The organism is Streptomyces qaidamensis (assembly GCF_001611795.1).
GTDB classification, from domain to species: domain Bacteria; phylum Actinomycetota; class Actinomycetes; order Streptomycetales; family Streptomycetaceae; genus Streptomyces; species Streptomyces qaidamensis.
In genome coordinates this window covers 230,366-246,777 of record NZ_CP015098.1, presented here as the reverse complement: position 1 = coordinate 246,777, position 16,412 = coordinate 230,366, and the positions used below count along the sequence as shown (strand labels likewise).

Annotated in this window: 13 protein-coding genes; 8 read left to right on the top strand and 5 right to left on the bottom strand. The window is 70.9% G+C overall.

Annotated features, from left to right (window positions below; translation table 11 throughout):
- Nucleotides 1-17: 17 nt before the first annotated feature.
- Complete coding sequence (locus A4E84_RS01000) at nt 18-2,573, bottom strand: AMP-binding protein (RefSeq protein ID WP_237304750.1); 2,556 nt, start codon at nt 2,571-2,573, stop codon at nt 18-20.
- Nucleotides 2,574-2,894: 321 nt separating this feature from the next.
- Between A4E84_RS01000 and A4E84_RS00995 the strand changes: the two genes are divergently transcribed.
- The 3 genes from A4E84_RS00995 to A4E84_RS00985 are packed head-to-tail and all read left to right on the top strand — an operon-like array spanning nt 2,895 to nt 6,675.
- Nucleotides 2,895-3,941, top strand: coding sequence for an iron ABC transporter substrate-binding protein (locus A4E84_RS00995; RefSeq protein WP_062924711.1), 1,047 nt, complete (start codon nt 2,895-2,897; stop codon nt 3,939-3,941).
- A gap of 38 nt (nt 3,942-3,979) precedes the next feature.
- The gene (locus tag A4E84_RS00990; RefSeq protein ID WP_062924710.1) at nt 3,980-5,620 is read left to right on the top strand and encodes an ABC transporter permease; all 1,641 of its coding nucleotides are present in this window, start codon (nt 3,980-3,982) and stop codon (nt 5,618-5,620) included.
- Nucleotides 5,617-6,675, top strand: coding sequence for an ABC transporter ATP-binding protein (locus A4E84_RS00985; protein ID WP_062924709.1), 1,059 nt, complete (start codon nt 5,617-5,619; stop codon nt 6,673-6,675). Before A4E84_RS00990 ends, A4E84_RS00985 begins: the two co-directional genes overlap by 4 nt.
- Nucleotides 6,676-6,916: 241 nt before the next feature.
- On the opposite strand, the gene A4E84_RS00980 is transcribed toward A4E84_RS00985, so the two are convergent.
- Together A4E84_RS00980 and A4E84_RS00975 are read right to left on the bottom strand one after the other, a co-directional pair.
- The gene (locus A4E84_RS00980) at nt 6,917-8,005 is read right to left on the bottom strand and encodes a class I SAM-dependent methyltransferase (RefSeq protein WP_062924708.1); all 1,089 of its coding nucleotides are present in this window, start codon (nt 8,003-8,005) and stop codon (nt 6,917-6,919) included.
- 85 nt (nt 8,006-8,090) lie between these two features.
- Entirely contained in the window at nt 8,091-9,038 is a 948-nt protein-coding gene (locus A4E84_RS00975; RefSeq protein WP_079128810.1) for a class I SAM-dependent methyltransferase, read from the bottom strand.
- Between the two features lie 109 nt (nt 9,039-9,147).
- On the opposite strand from A4E84_RS00975, the gene A4E84_RS00970 reads away from it, so the two are divergent.
- From A4E84_RS00970 to A4E84_RS00955, 4 genes are read left to right on the top strand one after another with little or no spacing between them, the layout of a single operon-like run.
- A complete protein-coding gene (locus A4E84_RS00970; RefSeq protein ID WP_062924707.1) occupies nt 9,148-10,143 on the top strand; it encodes a branched-chain amino acid ABC transporter permease in 996 nt (331 codons plus the stop codon).
- A 10-nt stretch (nt 10,144-10,153) separates the two neighbouring features.
- On the top strand, nt 10,154-11,146 hold the full coding sequence (locus tag A4E84_RS00965; RefSeq protein ID WP_062924706.1) for a branched-chain amino acid ABC transporter permease: 993 nt from the start codon (nt 10,154-10,156) through the stop codon (nt 11,144-11,146).
- Entirely contained in the window at nt 11,136-12,008 is an 873-nt protein-coding gene (locus A4E84_RS00960) for an ABC transporter ATP-binding protein (RefSeq protein WP_062924705.1), read from the top strand. The genes A4E84_RS00965 and A4E84_RS00960 overlap by 11 nt, the downstream gene beginning before the upstream one ends.
- A 2-nt stretch (nt 12,009-12,010) precedes the next feature.
- Nucleotides 12,011-12,751 carry an ABC transporter ATP-binding protein gene (locus A4E84_RS00955; RefSeq protein WP_062924704.1) on the top strand — a complete coding sequence of 247 codons (741 nt, stop codon included), beginning with the start codon at nt 12,011-12,013 and terminating at the stop codon, nt 12,749-12,751.
- Nucleotides 12,752-12,773: 22 nt separating this feature from the next.
- On the opposite strand, the gene A4E84_RS00950 is transcribed toward A4E84_RS00955, so the two are convergent.
- Both A4E84_RS00950 and A4E84_RS00945 read right to left on the bottom strand, forming a co-directional pair.
- On the bottom strand, nt 12,774-14,021 hold the full coding sequence (locus A4E84_RS00950; protein ID WP_062924703.1) for an ABC transporter substrate-binding protein: 1,248 nt from the start codon (nt 14,019-14,021) through the stop codon (nt 12,774-12,776).
- Nucleotides 14,022-14,190: 169 nt separating this feature from the next.
- Entirely contained in the window at nt 14,191-15,567 is a 1,377-nt protein-coding gene (locus A4E84_RS00945) for a pyridoxal phosphate-dependent decarboxylase family protein (RefSeq protein ID WP_062924702.1), read from the bottom strand.
- 214 nt (nt 15,568-15,781) lie between these two features.
- Here A4E84_RS00945 and A4E84_RS42780 point away from each other — a divergent pair, with 214 nt between their 5' ends.
- Entirely contained in the window at nt 15,782-16,357 is a 576-nt protein-coding gene (locus A4E84_RS42780; protein ID WP_062924701.1) for a peptidase inhibitor family I36 protein, read from the top strand.
- Nucleotides 16,358-16,412 lie beyond the last annotated feature (55 nt).

The window sequence follows — 16,412 nt, the reverse complement described above, 5'->3', positions numbered from 1 at the left end:
GTCCGCGTGAAGGGCCGTCAGTGCGTCCTGCCGTAACGGCATCGAGACCCTACGGGAGCGCCGGGCGTCCCGCGAGGCGACAGGCAGGCCATCAGGGTGCCGGCCCGGAGTGATGAAAGGAGTCCGGACGTCACGCGGGTGGCCATTGCTCCGTACGCCACACCGCATACCAGGGAGACGATCAGCGCTGCCGCGGGGGAGTGGTCCCGCAGGTGGGGATAGACGTGGAAGTGCGTCAGGTAGATGTAGAGCGAACTGCCCGCCAGGACGCCCGCCAGCCGGTTGACCGCGTCGATGCTGGGCAGGGCGGGCACCCAGAACAGCAGGACAAGACCGCCGAGCACGATCGATGTCCGCAGGGTCTGCTCCCCGGGGAAGAGACCCGGCACGGTGACCAGCGTGGCCGCGGTCAGCCCCAGCCGCTGTCCCGCGGTGCGCGCCCGGGCCGCCGCCCAGCCCAGTGCGAACAGGAAGAAGACCACGGTCGGGCTCAGGTGGAAGCGGACGTGCGCGAGGCCCCAGGGGTCGTAGCGGCCGGCGATTCCCAGGGCGACCAGCGCCAGGGCGAAACCGAAGGGGGTGCGCCGCTCCGCGCGGTGCAGCCAGGGGATCGCCAGCAGGACCGCCAGCCCGGCCAGGAAGTAGACCAGAGCCTCGACGAACCAGTAGCGCCACTCCGGGTCGGAGTTGTCCTGTTCGAAGAGACTGTTGGCCAGAACGACGTTGGCCAGGTCGTATTCGCGGGTCAGCAGCAGCGCGAAGGCTATCCACACCATGCTCGGAACGGCGACGCGGGCGATGCTCCGCCCCATTCTGCGCAGGCGCTCCCGGCGTTCGCCGACGGAGAGGTGGAAGCGCGCGAAGTTGTATCCGGCGACGCCGAGCAGCACGTGGGCCCCGCCTTGGACGAGGAAGACGGGGATGTGCGAGCCGACGACGAGGACGATGCCGGCCGCCCGCAGGGCGATGCCCGTCTCCAGGCTGCGCCGCAGCCCGCGCCGCGGGACGGCCGGGGGCGTGCGCCGAGCGGTGTCCGGGGCCCGCAGCCGGCGGATCGGTGTGGTGTGCCAGTCGGGGGGCAACACGCCAAGGGCCTGCTCCAGCCGCAGCGACATCTCGACGTACGAGAGTGAGTCGCCGCCCAGACTCACGAAGCTGCTGTCCTCGGTGACGTCGGTCCGGTCGAGGATCTCGGCGTAGAGGGCGCAGAGGTCGTCGTCGCCCGGTGCCGGTGTTGGTGCCGGGATCCGAGCGTCGCGGGCCAGCCGTCGTACGGCTTCGTAGTCGGTCTTGCCCGAGGCGAGCCGCGGAAGCTCGGCCACCGGCAGCACCCGTATCGCGCGCGGCGGCAGACCGCAGCCTTCGCTCACCAGCCGCCGTACGGCCTTCGAGTCGGCACCCTCCGTGCTCGCCGCGACGACGGTCAGCGCATCGTCATCGCCCACGCACGCGGCGTGGATGCCGTGCCCTTCCAGTCGCGCCTCGACCCGGTGCGGGTCGAGGCGCAGACCGAGGATCTTGATGAAGCGGCTGCGCCGCCCCACGATCTCGTACAGCCCGTCGGGAGCGCGTCGGGCTATGTCCCCGGTGGGCAGTTCCTCCAGGGTGCGGCCGAGCGCGAGGTCCGCGGGCGCCTCGGCGTAACCGAGCATGACGTTGGGACCCGAGTAGACCAGTTCGCCGGTGTCGGGCGACGCGATGCCGTCGACCGGCCGCAGCCGGAAGGAGCCTCCCGGGATCGGCACGCCTATGGCCTCCGGGCGCTCGTGCGCGAGCGCCGGGGGCAGATAGGCCATGCGGGCCGTCGCCTCGGTCTGCCCGTACATGACGAACAGCTCCCAGCCGGATCTGCGGCCCAACTCGGCGAAAGCGGCGACCCGTTCAGGTGCCAGGCGGCCGCCGGCCTGGGTCACGTAGCGCAGGTGGGGCAGCCGCATGTGGGCGAAGCCGACCCGGTCGAGCAGGTCGAAGGTGTACGGCACCCCGGCGAGCGCGGTGCCGCGGGCCGCGCGGAACTCCTCCCAGAAGGCTGTGTCGGCCACCGAGCGCTCGGTGAGGATCAGTCCGGCGCCGCGCAGCAGGTGGCTGTGGATGACGGACAGGCCGTAGCAGTAGTGCGGGGGCAGGGTCGTGGCCGCGCGGTCGGACTGACGGATGCCCAGGTAGCCGGCTATGGACTCGGCGTTGGACTGGAGGTTGTCGTGAGAGAGCCGGACCAGCTTCGGTGAGCCGGTCGAACCCGAGGTGCTCAGCAAGAGCGCCAGGTCGGGGTGGAGGGTGTGGGTGCTGGTCCGGCGCCGCTCGTCGAGGGTCCAGGTGCCGTGGTCGTCCGGGCGTGCGATGACGTCGGGGTCGTAGGCGGCCGTCAGGGCGTCGATGGTGCAGGTGCTGTCGCCGGGTACGAGCAGGACGGGGTGCCCGCCGGCGAGGGCCGCGAGGTGGATCACCAGAGCGTCGGCCCGGTTGGCGCCGGCCAGCAGCACGAGGCGGCGCGTACGGCCGAGGCGTTCGGCGGTGGCGGCGACCCGCTCCGCGAGCGCCCGGTAGGTGACCTCGCCCGATGGCGTGATCAATGCGGTGCGATCTCCGTGGGCCGCGAGGTCACGCGCGAACGGCACCCCCGGCCCACGCACGGGCGGCTGCGGCGACGAAAGGGGGACAAAGCGAGGAAACCGCGTGCTCAACGGGACCGAGGCGGGTCGGGATGAGTCGATCACGGGCGCGCAACCTTTCTGCGGCAGCGTCCGCAAATAGCACCGATCCCTTGACGGTTAGGCAAGCTTTACCTTATTCATAGCATGTTCACAGCTGGCTTGAAAGCATCGCTTCGCCGCTCGCTGACCCGACGACGCGGCCCGCGGCGTACCGGCGAGCCACCCAGGAAGGCACACCACATGCGACGCCCTTCGGCTCGTCGGATCTCCGCGCTCCTCGCGGCCGGCCTGCTCCTGCCCGTCCTCGCCTCCTGCGGCTCCGGCGACGACAAGGGCGGCACCGCGGACGGCGGCGACTCCGCCCTCGTCATCTACTCCGGGCGCAACGAGAAGCTGGTCAAGCCGATCCTGGACAAGCTGGAGAAGGCGGTCGGCGCCAAGGTCGAGGTGCGCTATGGCGACAGCGCCGAACTGGCCGCCCAGATACTGGAGGAGGGCGACCGCACCAAGGCCGGACTGTTCTTCTCGCAGGACGCCGGCGCTCTGGGCGCCCTGTCCAAGGAGGGCATGCTCGCGAAGCTGCCGCAGTCGAGCCTCGACGAGGTGGACAAGGCCTACCGCGGCGAGGAAGGCGACTGGGTGGGCCTGTCGGGGCGGGTGCGTGTCATCGCCTACAACCCGGACAAGGTCGCCGAGGACAAGGTCCCGGACCGGGTCGTCGACGTGATGAAGCCCGAGTGGAAGGGCAAGGTCGGCTTCGCGCCGACCAACGCCTCCTTCCAGGCCTTCGTCACCGGCATGCGCGTCCTGGAGGGTGACGACGCAACCCGGCTGTGGCTCAAGGGCCTGAAGGCCAACGGCAAGGTGTACACCAACAACCTCGCCACCCTCGACGCCGTCGAGTCGGGCGAGGTCTCCCTCGGCCTGGTCAACCACTACTACTGGTACGAGCGGGTCGCCGAGAAGGGCGAGGGCAAGGTCGGCGCACAGCTGAAGTTCCTGCCCGGCGGGGACCCCGGCGCGCTCATCAACGTCGCCGGCGTCGGCATCCTCAAGGACGGCGGCCAGGCGGGGACCGCCCAGAAGGCCGTCGACTACCTGCTGTCGAAGGAAGCGCAGACCTACTTCGCCGACACGACCAAGGAGTACCCGCTGGCCGCGGGCGTCACCAGCAACGTCGAAGGCCTGCCGCCGTTCGAGTCCCTGGAGTCCCCGGACATCGACCTGGGCAAGCTCGAATCCCTCCAGGAGACGCTGGCCATGCTCCAGGACGTCGGACTGGTCTAGGAAGAGTTGAGACGACCGGCAGAAACCCTGAGCCCGACGTGACCACATCGGCATCCGGAGGCCGCCCGGCCGGAGCACCCGCTCCCGCCGGGCGCCGCCCCCTCCGCAAGACGGACGGTGCACCCGCTCCCGCCGGGCGCCGCGCCGTCCGCAAGACAGACCGGGCACCCGCCGGCCGCAGACCTCCGTGGGTCCTGCTCGTCCCCGCCTGCGTCGCCGCGCTGTTCGCGCTGCTGCCCCTGGGCTACCTCGCGGTCCGGGCCTTCGAACGCGGTCCGCGCTACGCCTGGGACGTCGTCGGCGACGAGGGGACGCTGCACCTCCTCGCCCGCAGCCTCTCCCTGACAGCCGTCGTCGTGGCGGCCTGCCTGCTGCTCGGCGTCTCCCTGGCCTGGCTGACCGTACGCACGGCCCTGCCCGGTGCGCGCGCCTGGTCGGTGCTGGTCACCCTGCCGCTCGCCGTGCCCAGCTACGTCGCCGCCTTCACGTGGCTGGCCAGCGCACCCCGGACCGCCGGGTTCGGCGGTGCCGCGCTCGCCCTCACCCTGGTGAGCTTCCCCTACGTCCACCTTCCGGTCGCCGCCGCGCTGCGCGGGATCGACCCGGCTCAGGAGGAGGCCGCCCGCTCCCTGGGCCACGGACCGGTGCGCACCTTCCTGAGGGTCACGCTGCCCCAGTTGCGCCCGGCCGCCGCGGGCGGAGCGCTGCTCGTCGCGCTGTACGTGCTCTCCGACTTCGGCGCCGTCTCGCTGATGCGCTACGACACGTTCACCCGCGCCATCCACACGTCCTACCGCGCCTCCTTCGACCGCACCCCGGCCGCCGCGCTCAGCGTCGTGCTGGTGGTGATGACGGTGGCGCTGGTCGCCGCCGAGGCCCGCACCCGCGGGCGCGCGGGCCATGCCAGGACCGGCGGCGGCACCGCCCGCCCGGTCGTCGCGGTGCCCCTGGGACGCTGGCGGATCCCCGCCCTCGCCTGGTGCGCCACGCTGGTGGCCGCCGCCGTGGCCTTCCCGCTCGGCACCCTCGGCTACTGGCTCTCTGTCGGAAGCTCGGCAACGTGGGACCTCGGCGGACTCGCCGAGGCCGCCTGGGTCACTCTCGGCGTCGCCGCCGCGGGAGCCGCCCTCACCACGCTGCTGGCGCTGCCCGTCGGCGTGATCGCCGCACGCTGCCGGGGACGCGGAACCGCGCTGCTGGAACAGGCCGCCTACGCCGGCCACGCACTGCCCGGCATCACCGTCGCGCTCTCCCTCGTCTTCTTCGCGGTGCGCTACGCCTACCCGCTCTACCAGCAGCTTCCCCTGCTGATCTGCGCCTACGCCGCGCTGTTCCTGCCGGTGGCCGTCGCCGCCACCCGCGCCGCCGTCCTGCAGGCGCCACCCGTGCTCGAGGACATGGCCCGTTCGCTGGGCCGTTCGCCCCTGCGGGTGCTGCGCGAGGTGACCGTCCCGCTGGCCGCACCGGGTGTGGCGGCCGGCGCCGCGCTCACCTTCGTGGTGTGCATGAAGGAACTGCCGGCCACCCTGCTGCTGCGCCCCACCGGCATGGACACCCTGGCCACCCGGCTGTGGACCGAGACCGGGGCCGGCTCCTTCGCCGCCGCCGCACCCTACGCCGCGGCCCTCATCCTCCTGGCCGCCGTCCCCTCCTACCTCCTGGGCAGGCACCGCACATGACCGACCGCCACAACGAGCTCCGCGTCGAGCAGCTCACCAAGGCCTACGGCCCGGAAGCCCCCGTTCTCCGAGGCGTGGACCTCACCGTGCCGGGCGGGACACTGGCCGCCGTGCTCGGACCCTCCGGCTGCGGAAAGACCACCCTGCTCCGCATCGTCGCCGGGTTCCTGCGCGCCGACGCGGGCACCGTCGCACTAGACGGACGCACGGTCGCGGGTCCCGCCGTCCATCTGCCGCCGGAACGGCGCCGCATCGGAATCGTGCCGCAGGAAGGCGCCCTCTTCCCCCACCTGAGCGTGGCCCGCAACGTGGCCTTCGGCCTGACCGGCCTCGACCGCGGCGAGCGGCGCCGCCGGACGCAGGACATGCTCGACCTCGTGGGGCTGGCCGGACACGGCGACCGCATGCCGCACGAACTGTCCGGCGGGCAACAGCAGCGCATCGCCCTGGCCCGGGCACTGGCCCCGCGCCCCGCACTCGTCCTGCTCGACGAACCGTTCAACGCCCTCGACAGCGCGCTGCGCGTCGGGGTCCGGGCGGATGTGCGAGCCGCGTTGCGAGCGACAGGGGCCACGGCACTGCTGGTCACCCACGACCAGCAGGAAGCCCTGTCCACCGCCGACCTGGTCGCCGTCGTACGGCAGGGCCGCATCGCCCAGTGCGACACCCCTCATGACCTCTACCGGCGCCCCGCCGACCCCTGGGTCGCCGGCTTCGTCGGCGACGCCGTACTGGTCCCCGGAGAGGTGCGCGGCGGTGGCTCCACGGCCATCACGCCGCTGGGCACCGTGACGCTGGCCGCACCACCACAAGGCCGAAGCACGGGCACGGTCGTACTGCGCCCCGAGCAACTGCGACTGGCCGACGCGAGCACGGAGGAGGGTGTGCGCGGCACGGTCCGGGACGTCTTCTACTACGGTCATGACGCCAAGGTGACCGTGGCGATACAGGGCCTCGACGCCCCCGTCGACGTTCGCGTGGCGGGCCCCCTGTCGATAGTCCCCGGCCAGGAAGCCGCAATCCGCGTGACCGGCGAGGCGACACTGCACCCGTAGCCCCTGCCGCGGCCGGAGACTCGGCACGAGCGAGTGCGAGCGATCGCCGAAGGACGCAACGGGTTCAGTCACTGACTGACGTCCTGCCGGGCCTCCACCCGCCGGCGCCGGCTCCCCCGCGGCGGCGACCGGGCAGCCCACGCTGCCCCCCCCACCGCATCGCCTGGTCGCACGCAGGGCGGCCTGCGTGACGGTGCTCCCGGCCGGTGAGCAAGGGGGCGCGGCGGCGCTCCCCTCACCATCACCTTCCCCGCAAGGTGGCGACATAGTAGGCGTTGAGGGGGTCGCCGTCCACGGACTTGATGTCGACATCTGCGAAGCCGGCTTCCCGGAGCATCCGCACCGCTGTCTCCTGCCCCCAGACAGTGCCCAGCCCGGCTCCGCCGGTGCTGAGCGAGGTCGTCATGCAGTAGAAGACGGAGAAGCCGTAGAGCGCGGGCCCGAAGGGATGGCCGATGTTCTCCTCCAGCCTGCTGGAGGCGGCGATGTCGCCCATGAGGAACGTGCCGTCCTCAGCCAGAGCCCTCCTGATCGCCTCCAGCGTCTCGGCCGGCCGTGCCAGGTCGTGGATCACGTCGAAGGCGGTGATGAGGTCGTACGTGCCGCTGATCTCCGTCGAGTCGCCGAGGGTGTAGCGGAGGTTGCCCAGGCCGGAGCGGGCCGCCCGCGTGCGTGCGACGTCGATCCCCGCCTCCGACTGATCGATGCCGTGGAAGCGGCTGGCGGGGAAGGCCCGCGCGAGCACGAGAGGAGCGTGTCCCTGTCCCGTGCCGACGTCGAGAACGTCGATGCCCTCGCGCAGCCGCTCCGTGAGCCCCGGGACCAGCGGCACGATCGTGTCGACCAGTGCCTGGTCATAGACCCGGGCGGTTTCCTCGGCCTGCAACGCCTGGAACCGCGGATAGGCCGAGTACGGCACGCCTCCTCCCTCGCGGAAACTGCGTATGACCTGCTGCTCGACCTCGCCCATGAGGGCGATGTAGGGCATCATCCCGGCCAGGCACTCCGGGCCGGCCGCGGTGGTCAGAGAGGCGGCGTGCTCGGGCGGCAGCGTGTAGCGCTGCCCCTCCGGCTCGTACTCCACGAAGCCGCCCACGACCATGCCACCCAGCCACTCGCGCACATACCGCTCGTCCAGATCCGCCGCCTTGGCGATCTCCGCGCTGGTCGACGGGGGAAGGGAGGCCAGGGTGTCGAACAGGCCGCACTGATGGCCCACGCTGGTCAGCAGGGCGAGCACGCCCTTGTTCAGGACATCGGCGACTTCGCCCGCGAACGCCTCCTGCCTCGCGGGGTCGGGGGGAGCCTGGTGCGTTTCACGAGTGGACATGATCGCCCCTTCGGTCAAGGTGGCTGAGACGCACGGCCAGAACAGACCTTTTTGTCATGCTAAGCCCGTATCGCCGACCAGGCCGTCACGGTGCCGCCTCCCCCTGGCGGGCGTCTCCAGCGGGCGAGGACGGGACGCGGGGCCGTTTGTCGAAAACGTACGCCGTGTAGCGCGCGACGCGCTCGATGGCCTGGTGGGCTCGGATGACGGCGAGGGCCTCGTCCCACTCGCGGGCGTCGAGACTGCTCAGGCCGGGCCACCGCACGCACAGGGCCTGCCGGCCGGCCCGGGTGGACGCGATGCCGTCGAACAGGGCACAGAGCTGGGCCGCCCGGTGGAGTACGGGGGTGGTCCAGTCGAGGACATGGCGCGTGGTGAAGCCGGAGGCGGAAGCCGTCAGCGGGTACCGCTCGTACGGTTCGAGGTCGTCGAAGCGCCAGGTGCCGCGGACGAGGCCGTTCGGGTCGAGGGTCCCGATCGGCTGATCCGTACGGGACGTGACATCCACGAGGACGAGCCGCCCTCCGGGGCGGAGCAGCCGGAAACCTTCGCTCAGGAAGGACCTGCGGCCCTCATGGCCGAAGTGGAAGGCGGCCTCCAGGCAGTGCACCCGGTCGACGGAGCCGTCCGTCAGCGGGATCTCCGCTGCCCGCCGCGGCAGAGCGGTGGCGTCGGCTACGGCGAATCGCGCGCCGGAACAGCCACCGAAGCGGCGGCGTGCCTGGGCGATCTGCGCGGGCTGGATGTCCACCCCCAGGGCCCGGCATCCCGCGGCGCCCAACCGTGCCGTGGTGTCACCGCGACCGCATCCGGCATCCAGGACGAGCTGTCCGGGCCGGGCGTCCAGCAACGCCAGCGACCGGCGGGCCAGACGGCGCTGAAAGGGCACAGGCCCTGTCAGAGGCACGACCGGCAAGGTGGGCAGCGTGAAGTAGCCGATGTTGGCCAGGCTGTCCCAGCCGAGGTGCCGGAGCACCCGGAAGAGCACGCTGTCGTCGCTGTAGGCACTCGCCAGGTTCCCGCCGTCACTCATCCCGCAACCTCCGCTTCCGGGGCGCATCTGTGGCCCCTGCCCGTGTCACCGCACAGACCTGCACCTACACTGAGCCCATAAAGGACGTTCGTGACATACCGGAACTGCCATGCGCCATCAGCGGATGCTCGTACCGGTCCTCGCCCTGGCCCTTGTCATGCTGCCCGCGATCTCCGCACGGGCGCAGGGTGGGGAAGTCCCGCGCGGCCCCACGTTCTCCGCGCGCGCTCTGCAGGCGCTGATCGACGGTATCCAGTTCGGGGTGATCATCGCGATCACCTCGGTCGGGCTCTCACTGATCTTCGGAACCATCCATCTGATCAACTTCGCGCACGGTGAATTCGTCACGATCGGCGCCACCTTCGCGTTCTTCCTCAACGTCTCCGCGGCGGGTCCGGGCTGGCACCTGATTCCCGCCGCTCTCGCCGCGGTGGTCTTCGGCGCCCTGCTGGGCGCGGCGGTCGATCGCGGCATCTGGCGCCCGCTGCGGGCCCGGGGCACCGGGCTGATCAACATGTTCATCGTCACCATCGGGCTCTCGCTGTTGCTGCGCCACGTCGTACTCGTGCTGTACGGAACCCGTCCCGCCTCCTACGCGCAGTACGACATCCAGAGCACGGTCGACCTGGGGCCGGCCGGCATCACGCCACGGGACCTCACGGTCACCCTGCTCGCCGTGCTGGTGCTGCTCGGCGTCGCCGCGCTCCTGCAGAAGACGCGGATCGGCACGGCCGTCCGGGCCGTCTCCGCCAACCGTGACCTCGCGGAGGCGTCGGGCATCGACGTGCAGCGGGTGGTGCTGTTCGTGTGGATGCTCGGCGCCGGGCTGGCCGCGCTCGGCGGTGTCTTCTTCGGCCTGGTCGAGATCGTCACCTGGGACATGGGCTTCAAGCTCCTGCTGCTCATGTTCGCCGGGGTCATCCTGGGAGGGCTCGGCTCCGCCTACGGAGCGATGGTCGGCAGCCTCGTCATCGGCATCGTCGCCCAGATGTCCACCCTGTGGTTCCCGGTCGACCTGCAGTACGCCTGGGCGCTGCTCGTCCTCATCGTCGTCCTCCTCGTCCGGCCGCAGGGCATCCTCGGCCGGGCCGAACGCGTCGGGTGAGGGGTGCGCCATGGACTTCTCGGACATCGTCTCCAACGCCCTGCGCTCGGGAATCGGCCCCATCGCCGCCGTCTACGCCCTCGCCGCGATGGGACTGAACCTGCACTTCGGCTACACGGGGCTGCTCAACTTCGGCCAGGTCGGATTCATGCTGGTCGGCGGCTACGGGCTCGCCATCACGGTGTCGACGTACGACGGCCCGATGTGGCTCGGCGTCCTGGGCGGCATCGCCTGCGCGATCGTGCTGGCCCTGCTCCTCGGTCTGCCCACCCTGCGGCTGCGCGCCGACTACCTCGCCATCACCACGATCGCGGCGGGGGAGACGCTACGGCTGTTCTACCGCTCCAGCTGGGCCGAGCCGGTCACCGGCGGAGTGTTCGGGCTGCAGAGGTTCGCGAACGACTTCTACGCGCTCAACCCCTTCGAGCCCGGCAGCTACGGCGTGTGGCTCGTGAGGTTCGGCTCCCGCGACCTCTGGGTCATGACCGTCGGATGGACGCTGGTGCTCCTGGCCGGAATCCTGCTCGCCCTGCTGATCCACAGCCCGTGGGGCCGTGTCATCCGGTCGATCCGGGAGGACGAGGTCGCCGGGCGCAGCCTCGGCAAGAACGTCTACGCGTACAAGATGCAGAGCCTCGTGCTCGGCGGCGTCATCGGGGCGGTCGCGGGCATGATGCAGGCGATCCAGGTGCAGTCCGTGAACCCGGACAGTTACGATCCGGCCGTCACGTTCTTCCTGTACACACTGCTCGTCCTCGGAGGTGCCGGGCGGATCCTCGGCCCGGTTCTCGGCGCGATCCTGTTCTGGTTCGTCCTCAGCTTCCTCGACAGCGCGCTCCGCCAGGCCATCAACGCCGACTACATCTCGCCGGACCTCATCAGTACCTCGGAGGTCGGCGCGGTGCGCTTCGCCCTGGTCGGAGTCGCCCTGATGCTGCTGGTCGCGTTCCGGCCGCAGGGGATTCTCGGCAGCCGGAAGGAGATGCTGCTCAGTGGCCGCTGACCCTGTCGGATCCCACCCGGACCGGCTCTCCGCGATCGATCCCGAGCCGGGGGTGCGCAAGCCCGATCCCCTGCTGGATCTGGACCAGGTGACCCGTACCTTCGGAGGCCTCGCCGCCGTGCGGGTCGAGCACCTGGAGGTCCAGCGTGGGGTCATCACGGCGCTCATCGGGCCCAACGGCGCCGGCAAGACCACGCTGTTCAACGTGGTGAGCGGGTTCGACCGGGCCGACGGCGGCCGGTGGTCGTTCGACGGACGGCCGCTCACCGGCGCCCCGGCGCACCGGGTGGCGCGGCGCGGAATGGTCCGTACGTTCCAGCTCTCCAGAGCGCTCGCCCGGCTCACGGTGCTGGAGAACCTGCTGCTCGCCGCGCCCGGTCAACGCGGCGAGCGGGCGCTGCCCGCGCTGCTGCGACCGCTGTGGCGCGGGCAGGAGCGGGAGCTCGAGCGCCGGGCGGACGAACTGCTGGACCGGTTCCGGCTCGGGCACCTGCGCGACGACCACGCCGGCACGCTCTCCGGCGGTCAGCGCAAACTGCTGGAGCTGGCCCGCGCGCTGATGACCCGGCCGGTCATGCTCCTGCTCGACGAGCCGATGGCCGGGGTGAACCCCGCGCTGACCCAGTCGCTGCTCGCACACATCAAGCGGCTGCGGGACGAGGGGCTGACGGTGTGCTTCGTCGAGCACGACATGGACGTGGTGATGGGCATCAGCGACTGGGTGGCCGTCATGGCCGACGGCCGCCTGGTGGCCGAGGGCCCACCGCACACGATCGGCCGGAACGCCGCCGTCGTGGACGCCTACCTGGGCAAGCGGCACGACGAGCCGGAGGCGGCCGAGGAGAAGGACGAGGAGGAGTAGCGATGTCCGTCGCGGAACAGGCACCGGTACTGGCGGCCGACGACATCGTCGCCGGATACGTCCCCGGTGTCGATGTGCTGCGCGGATGCAGCGTCGAGGTGCGGCCGGGCGAGGTGGTCGGCGTGATCGGCCCCAACGGCGCCGGCAAGTCGACTCTGATCAAGGCCGTCTTCGGGCTGTTGCGGGTGCGCGGCGGGACCGTGCGCCTGCGCGGCGAGGACGTGACCGGCCGGCCCGCGCACGAGCTGGTCCGGCGGGGCGTGGGCTACGTTCCGCAGCTGCAGAACGTGTTTTCCACACTGACCGTCGAGGAGAACCTGCGGATGGGGATCTATCTGCGGCCCAAGGACCAGGCGCGGCGGGTCGCGGCGGTCGAGGAGCTCTTCCCCGTCCTGGCCGACCGCCGCGGGCAGAAGGCCGGCGCGATGTCCGGCGGTGAACGCCAGATGCTAGCGATGGCCCGCGCGCTGATGATGGAGCCGCAGCTGCTGCTGCTCGACGAGCCGTCCGCCGGCCTGTCACCGCTCCATCAGGACCATGTCTTCGAGCAGTGCAGGACGATCAACAGCGCGGGCGTCGCCGTGCTCATGGTCGAGCAGAACGCCCGCAGGTGCCTGCAACTCTGCGACCGCGGCTACGTCCTCGACCAGGGCCGCAACGCGTACACCGGCACGGGTACGGCCCTGCTGCACGACGAGAAGGTGATCGAGCTCTACCTCGGCACGCTCGCCCGCGTCCGTTGACTCCCGCTGTCGGTCCTCCCGGTCACTCCACGCCCCTGCTGGTCTCGGTACGCAGGGTCTCCAGCTGTCCCTCGTCGTTGTAGCCGTAGACCTCGATCGTCGCCTGTCGGGGTTCGCCCTTGTCGGTGAACTCGAGCGGACCGCTCACACCGTCGTAGTCGATGTCCCTGCCGTCGGCGATCAGTTCCTTGCAGGCGGCGAACGAGTTGCACTTCTCGCCGTCCCTGGTGATCCCGTTCATTTCCTTCACGTACTCGCGGGGATCGTCGGACTCCGCCTTCTCGGCGGCGAGCGCGATCGTCGTCACGCAGTCGAACACCTGCGGTGCGAACTGGAGCTCCTTCAGGTCCGGCGCGAATTCCTTGAGATCGTTCACGTACTGTTCGTTCTCCGCCGATGCCGGCGCGGTCCCCTTCATCCCGGAGAGCCTCTCCGGCTGGCCCGGGGACACCAGCGACGGCAATTCCTCGCTGCGCAGTCCGTCGGCGCCGTAGACGCCGATCTGGTCGGGTCCGAGACCGGACTCGAGCATGCCCTGGAGGATCTGGGTGCCTTCCTCGAAGGCGATGACCACGGCGGCGTCCGGCCTGGAGTTGTCCATCTGCCGGACGACCTGGTCGAAGTTGGTCGCCTTCGGGTCGTAGGTCTCGGCGAGCGTCACCGTCGCACCGCGCTCCTCCAGCGACTTCCGGGTGGCCTCCATCAGGCCGCGCCCGTAGTCGTCCGCCCGTGCGACCAGGGCCACCCGGTCGTGGCCGTCGTCGCGGACGGTATCCGCCAGGATGGGCCCCTGCAGGGCGTCGCTCGGGACGGTACGGAAGTAGTAGCCGTCGTCCTCGTAGTCGGTGAACGTGGGAGCGGTGTTCGACCCCGAACACTGCACGACGCCCGCACCGGTCACCCGGTCGATGAACGCCAGCGACATCCCGGAAGCCGCGGCGCCGATGACCGCGTCCACGCCTGCCGAGAGGACCCGGTCCGCGGACTGCGCGGCAACGGCCTCCTGGCCCGCCTCGTCACTGGCGACCACATTCGGCACGGACTTGCCCAGGACCCCGCCGGCGTCGTTGATCTTCTCTATCGCGAACTTGAGAGACTCGATCTGCGGCGGGCCGAGGTAGGCCAGCTGTCCCGTCTCCGGCAGGACGTAGCCGAACTGGAGCTCGCCATCGCCCGGATCGGCCTGGGCGGTGCCCGTCGTGCCGCAGACGGCTATCACAAGAGCGGCCGCGCTCGCGAAGACCGCGGACCGCCGTATCGACGCTTTCATCTCCGCCTCCGCTCATACAGGCGGCGGTGGTCGACTGGCCGGCCATCGCCCGCCATCTGTACATGAGACTAGATCTCATCAGGAGCCCGGAAAAGTATGAAACGTACACTTTTTCGATGGAGTGTGCTTCTTCGGCATCGAACGCGTGGAAGAGGTGAGTGCCGCCAGCTCACGACGTCCGCGCCAGCCGCGCGATCGCTGCGATCGACTGGTCGACGTCGTCCTCCGTCGTGGCGTGGCCGGAGACCGAGACGCGCATCAGCCGTCGGCCGCGCCAGGTGGTGGCACCCATCCAGCAGGTGCCGTCGTTCTGCACGGCCTGAACCACGCGGTCGGTGCGGGCGTCGTCACCGAAGCCGACGAGGACTTGGTTGAGCGTCACGTCGTTGACGACCTCGAAGCCCGCCGCGGTCAGGCCCTCGGCGAAACGGCGGGCGAGGGAGCAGCAGCGGTCCACGAGTGCGGCGACGCCGTCCCGGCCGAGTTCACGCAGCGCCGCCCAGGTGGCGAAGCCGCGAGCGTGGCGGGAGGACTCGACGGTGTAGTCCGCGCCACCGACCGGCGCACCGTCCGCGCGGGTGAGATAGGAGGCCGTGTACGCCAGAGCGTCGGCGTGGACGGCGGGGCGGGAACAGAAGGCGTAGCCGCAGTCGTAGGGCACGTTCAGCCACTTGTGGCCGTCGCAGGCCCAGGAGTCGGCCAGTTCGACGCCGTCGACGAGGGGTCGGGTCGCCGGGCTCGCGGCCGCCCACAATCCGAAGGCGCCGTCGACGTGCACCCAGCCGCCGTGGGCGTGGGTGAGACCGCAGACCGTACGGAGATCGTCGCAGGCGCCGGTGTTCACGTTTCCCGCCTGGGTGCAGACGATCGCCGGTGCGTCCGGGGCGGATGCCAGCACGCGACGCAGGTTTTCGGTGTCGAGGGCGCCGCGTCCGTCCGCGCGGACCGTTTCCACGCAGTCGGTGCCCAGGCCGAGCAGCCGCAGCGAGCGGTCGATGGTGGCGTGACGCTCCTCGCCCGCGACCACCCGCAGGCGCGGGGCGCCGCCCAGGCCCTTGCGCGCGACGTCCCAGCCTGCCTCGGTGAGCAGGTACTGCCGGGCTGCCGCCAGCCCTGCGGTGTTGGCCGCCTGCCCGCCGGTGACGAACCCGGCGGACGCTGTGGAGGGGAGCCCGAGGAGGTCTTTCAGCCAGGCGCCCGCCGCCTCCTCCGCGGCGAGGGCGGCGGGGGAGAGCGCGGCGTTGAAGGCGTTCTGATCCCACCCGGCGGCGAGGATCTCCGCGGCGGTGGCCGCGGGCAACGCCCCGCCGACGACGAAGCCGAAGAAGCGCGGCCCCGCGTTGGCGACGAGTCCCGTCTCGGCGGCGGCCACCAACTCGTCGATCACCGTGAGCGGGTCGGCGGGCGAGCGGTTCAAGGGGCGGGAGAAGGCGGTGCGCAGTGCTGCGTGGTCCACGGGGCGCGCCACCGGCCGCACGGGCAGTGAGCGGCGGTAAGCGGCGGCCTGCTCGGCGGCGTGACGGATGACCCTGGTCAGCTCGTCCATGCTCGGACGGTAACCGCCCGTCCGAGCGGCCGGGAACGGCCAACTGGGGGAGACTGGCCTGTTCGTGAACGAGCTGATACGAGACGGTCCGTCTTGGCCTGTTCGCCTGGTTGTCCCAGTGTCCTGACAGATGTCAGGAAGACACCGGTGGTCCGGGTGGATACGTTCCCGGTGATGCCGCAGTGCATCACGGCTTCCTCAGGAAGGGAAGGGCATGTCCATTCTGAAGCGGTACGCATCCCTCGCTGCCACAGCGTTGGCCCTGTTGACGGTCGGACTGGCGGGACCGGCATCCGCAGACACGGCACAGACGTCTGCGGCCTTCGACCGACAGGCCCGCGCTGCCGGCCTCAGCCGGGACGAAGCCGACGCTCTCCAGGCCAAGGTGGACCGCTACCTGTCCCGCCAGGACGGACGACAGGTCTCGGCGAACGAGATCGTCCTGGCCGACGGTGCCAAGCTGACGGTGACCGTTCCCGGCGAGCGCTACGTGCGGGAGATGAGCACGTCGGCCGCAGGCCGGGCCGCTGCACAATGGGAGTGCGACTACACGTACTTCTGCATGTTCCGTCAGACACTCGGCATGGGCGACCGACTCGCGCTGTACCACTGCCAGGACCACGCGCTGCAGAACTGGGCCGGCGAGGGCTCCTACTACAACAACCAGACCCCCGGCACCCGTGCAGTGTTCAAGAACCAGAATCGCAACGTCATCCACACGACCCTCGGCGCGCCCTTCAGCGTCGCGAGCTATGACTGGACGCCCGTCTGGTTCGTGAGGCCCTGCTAGTCAGCAGGCCCCGGGTCGGTCGAACCTGCCGGTCGTCCTTGACTGCTTCCGCCTT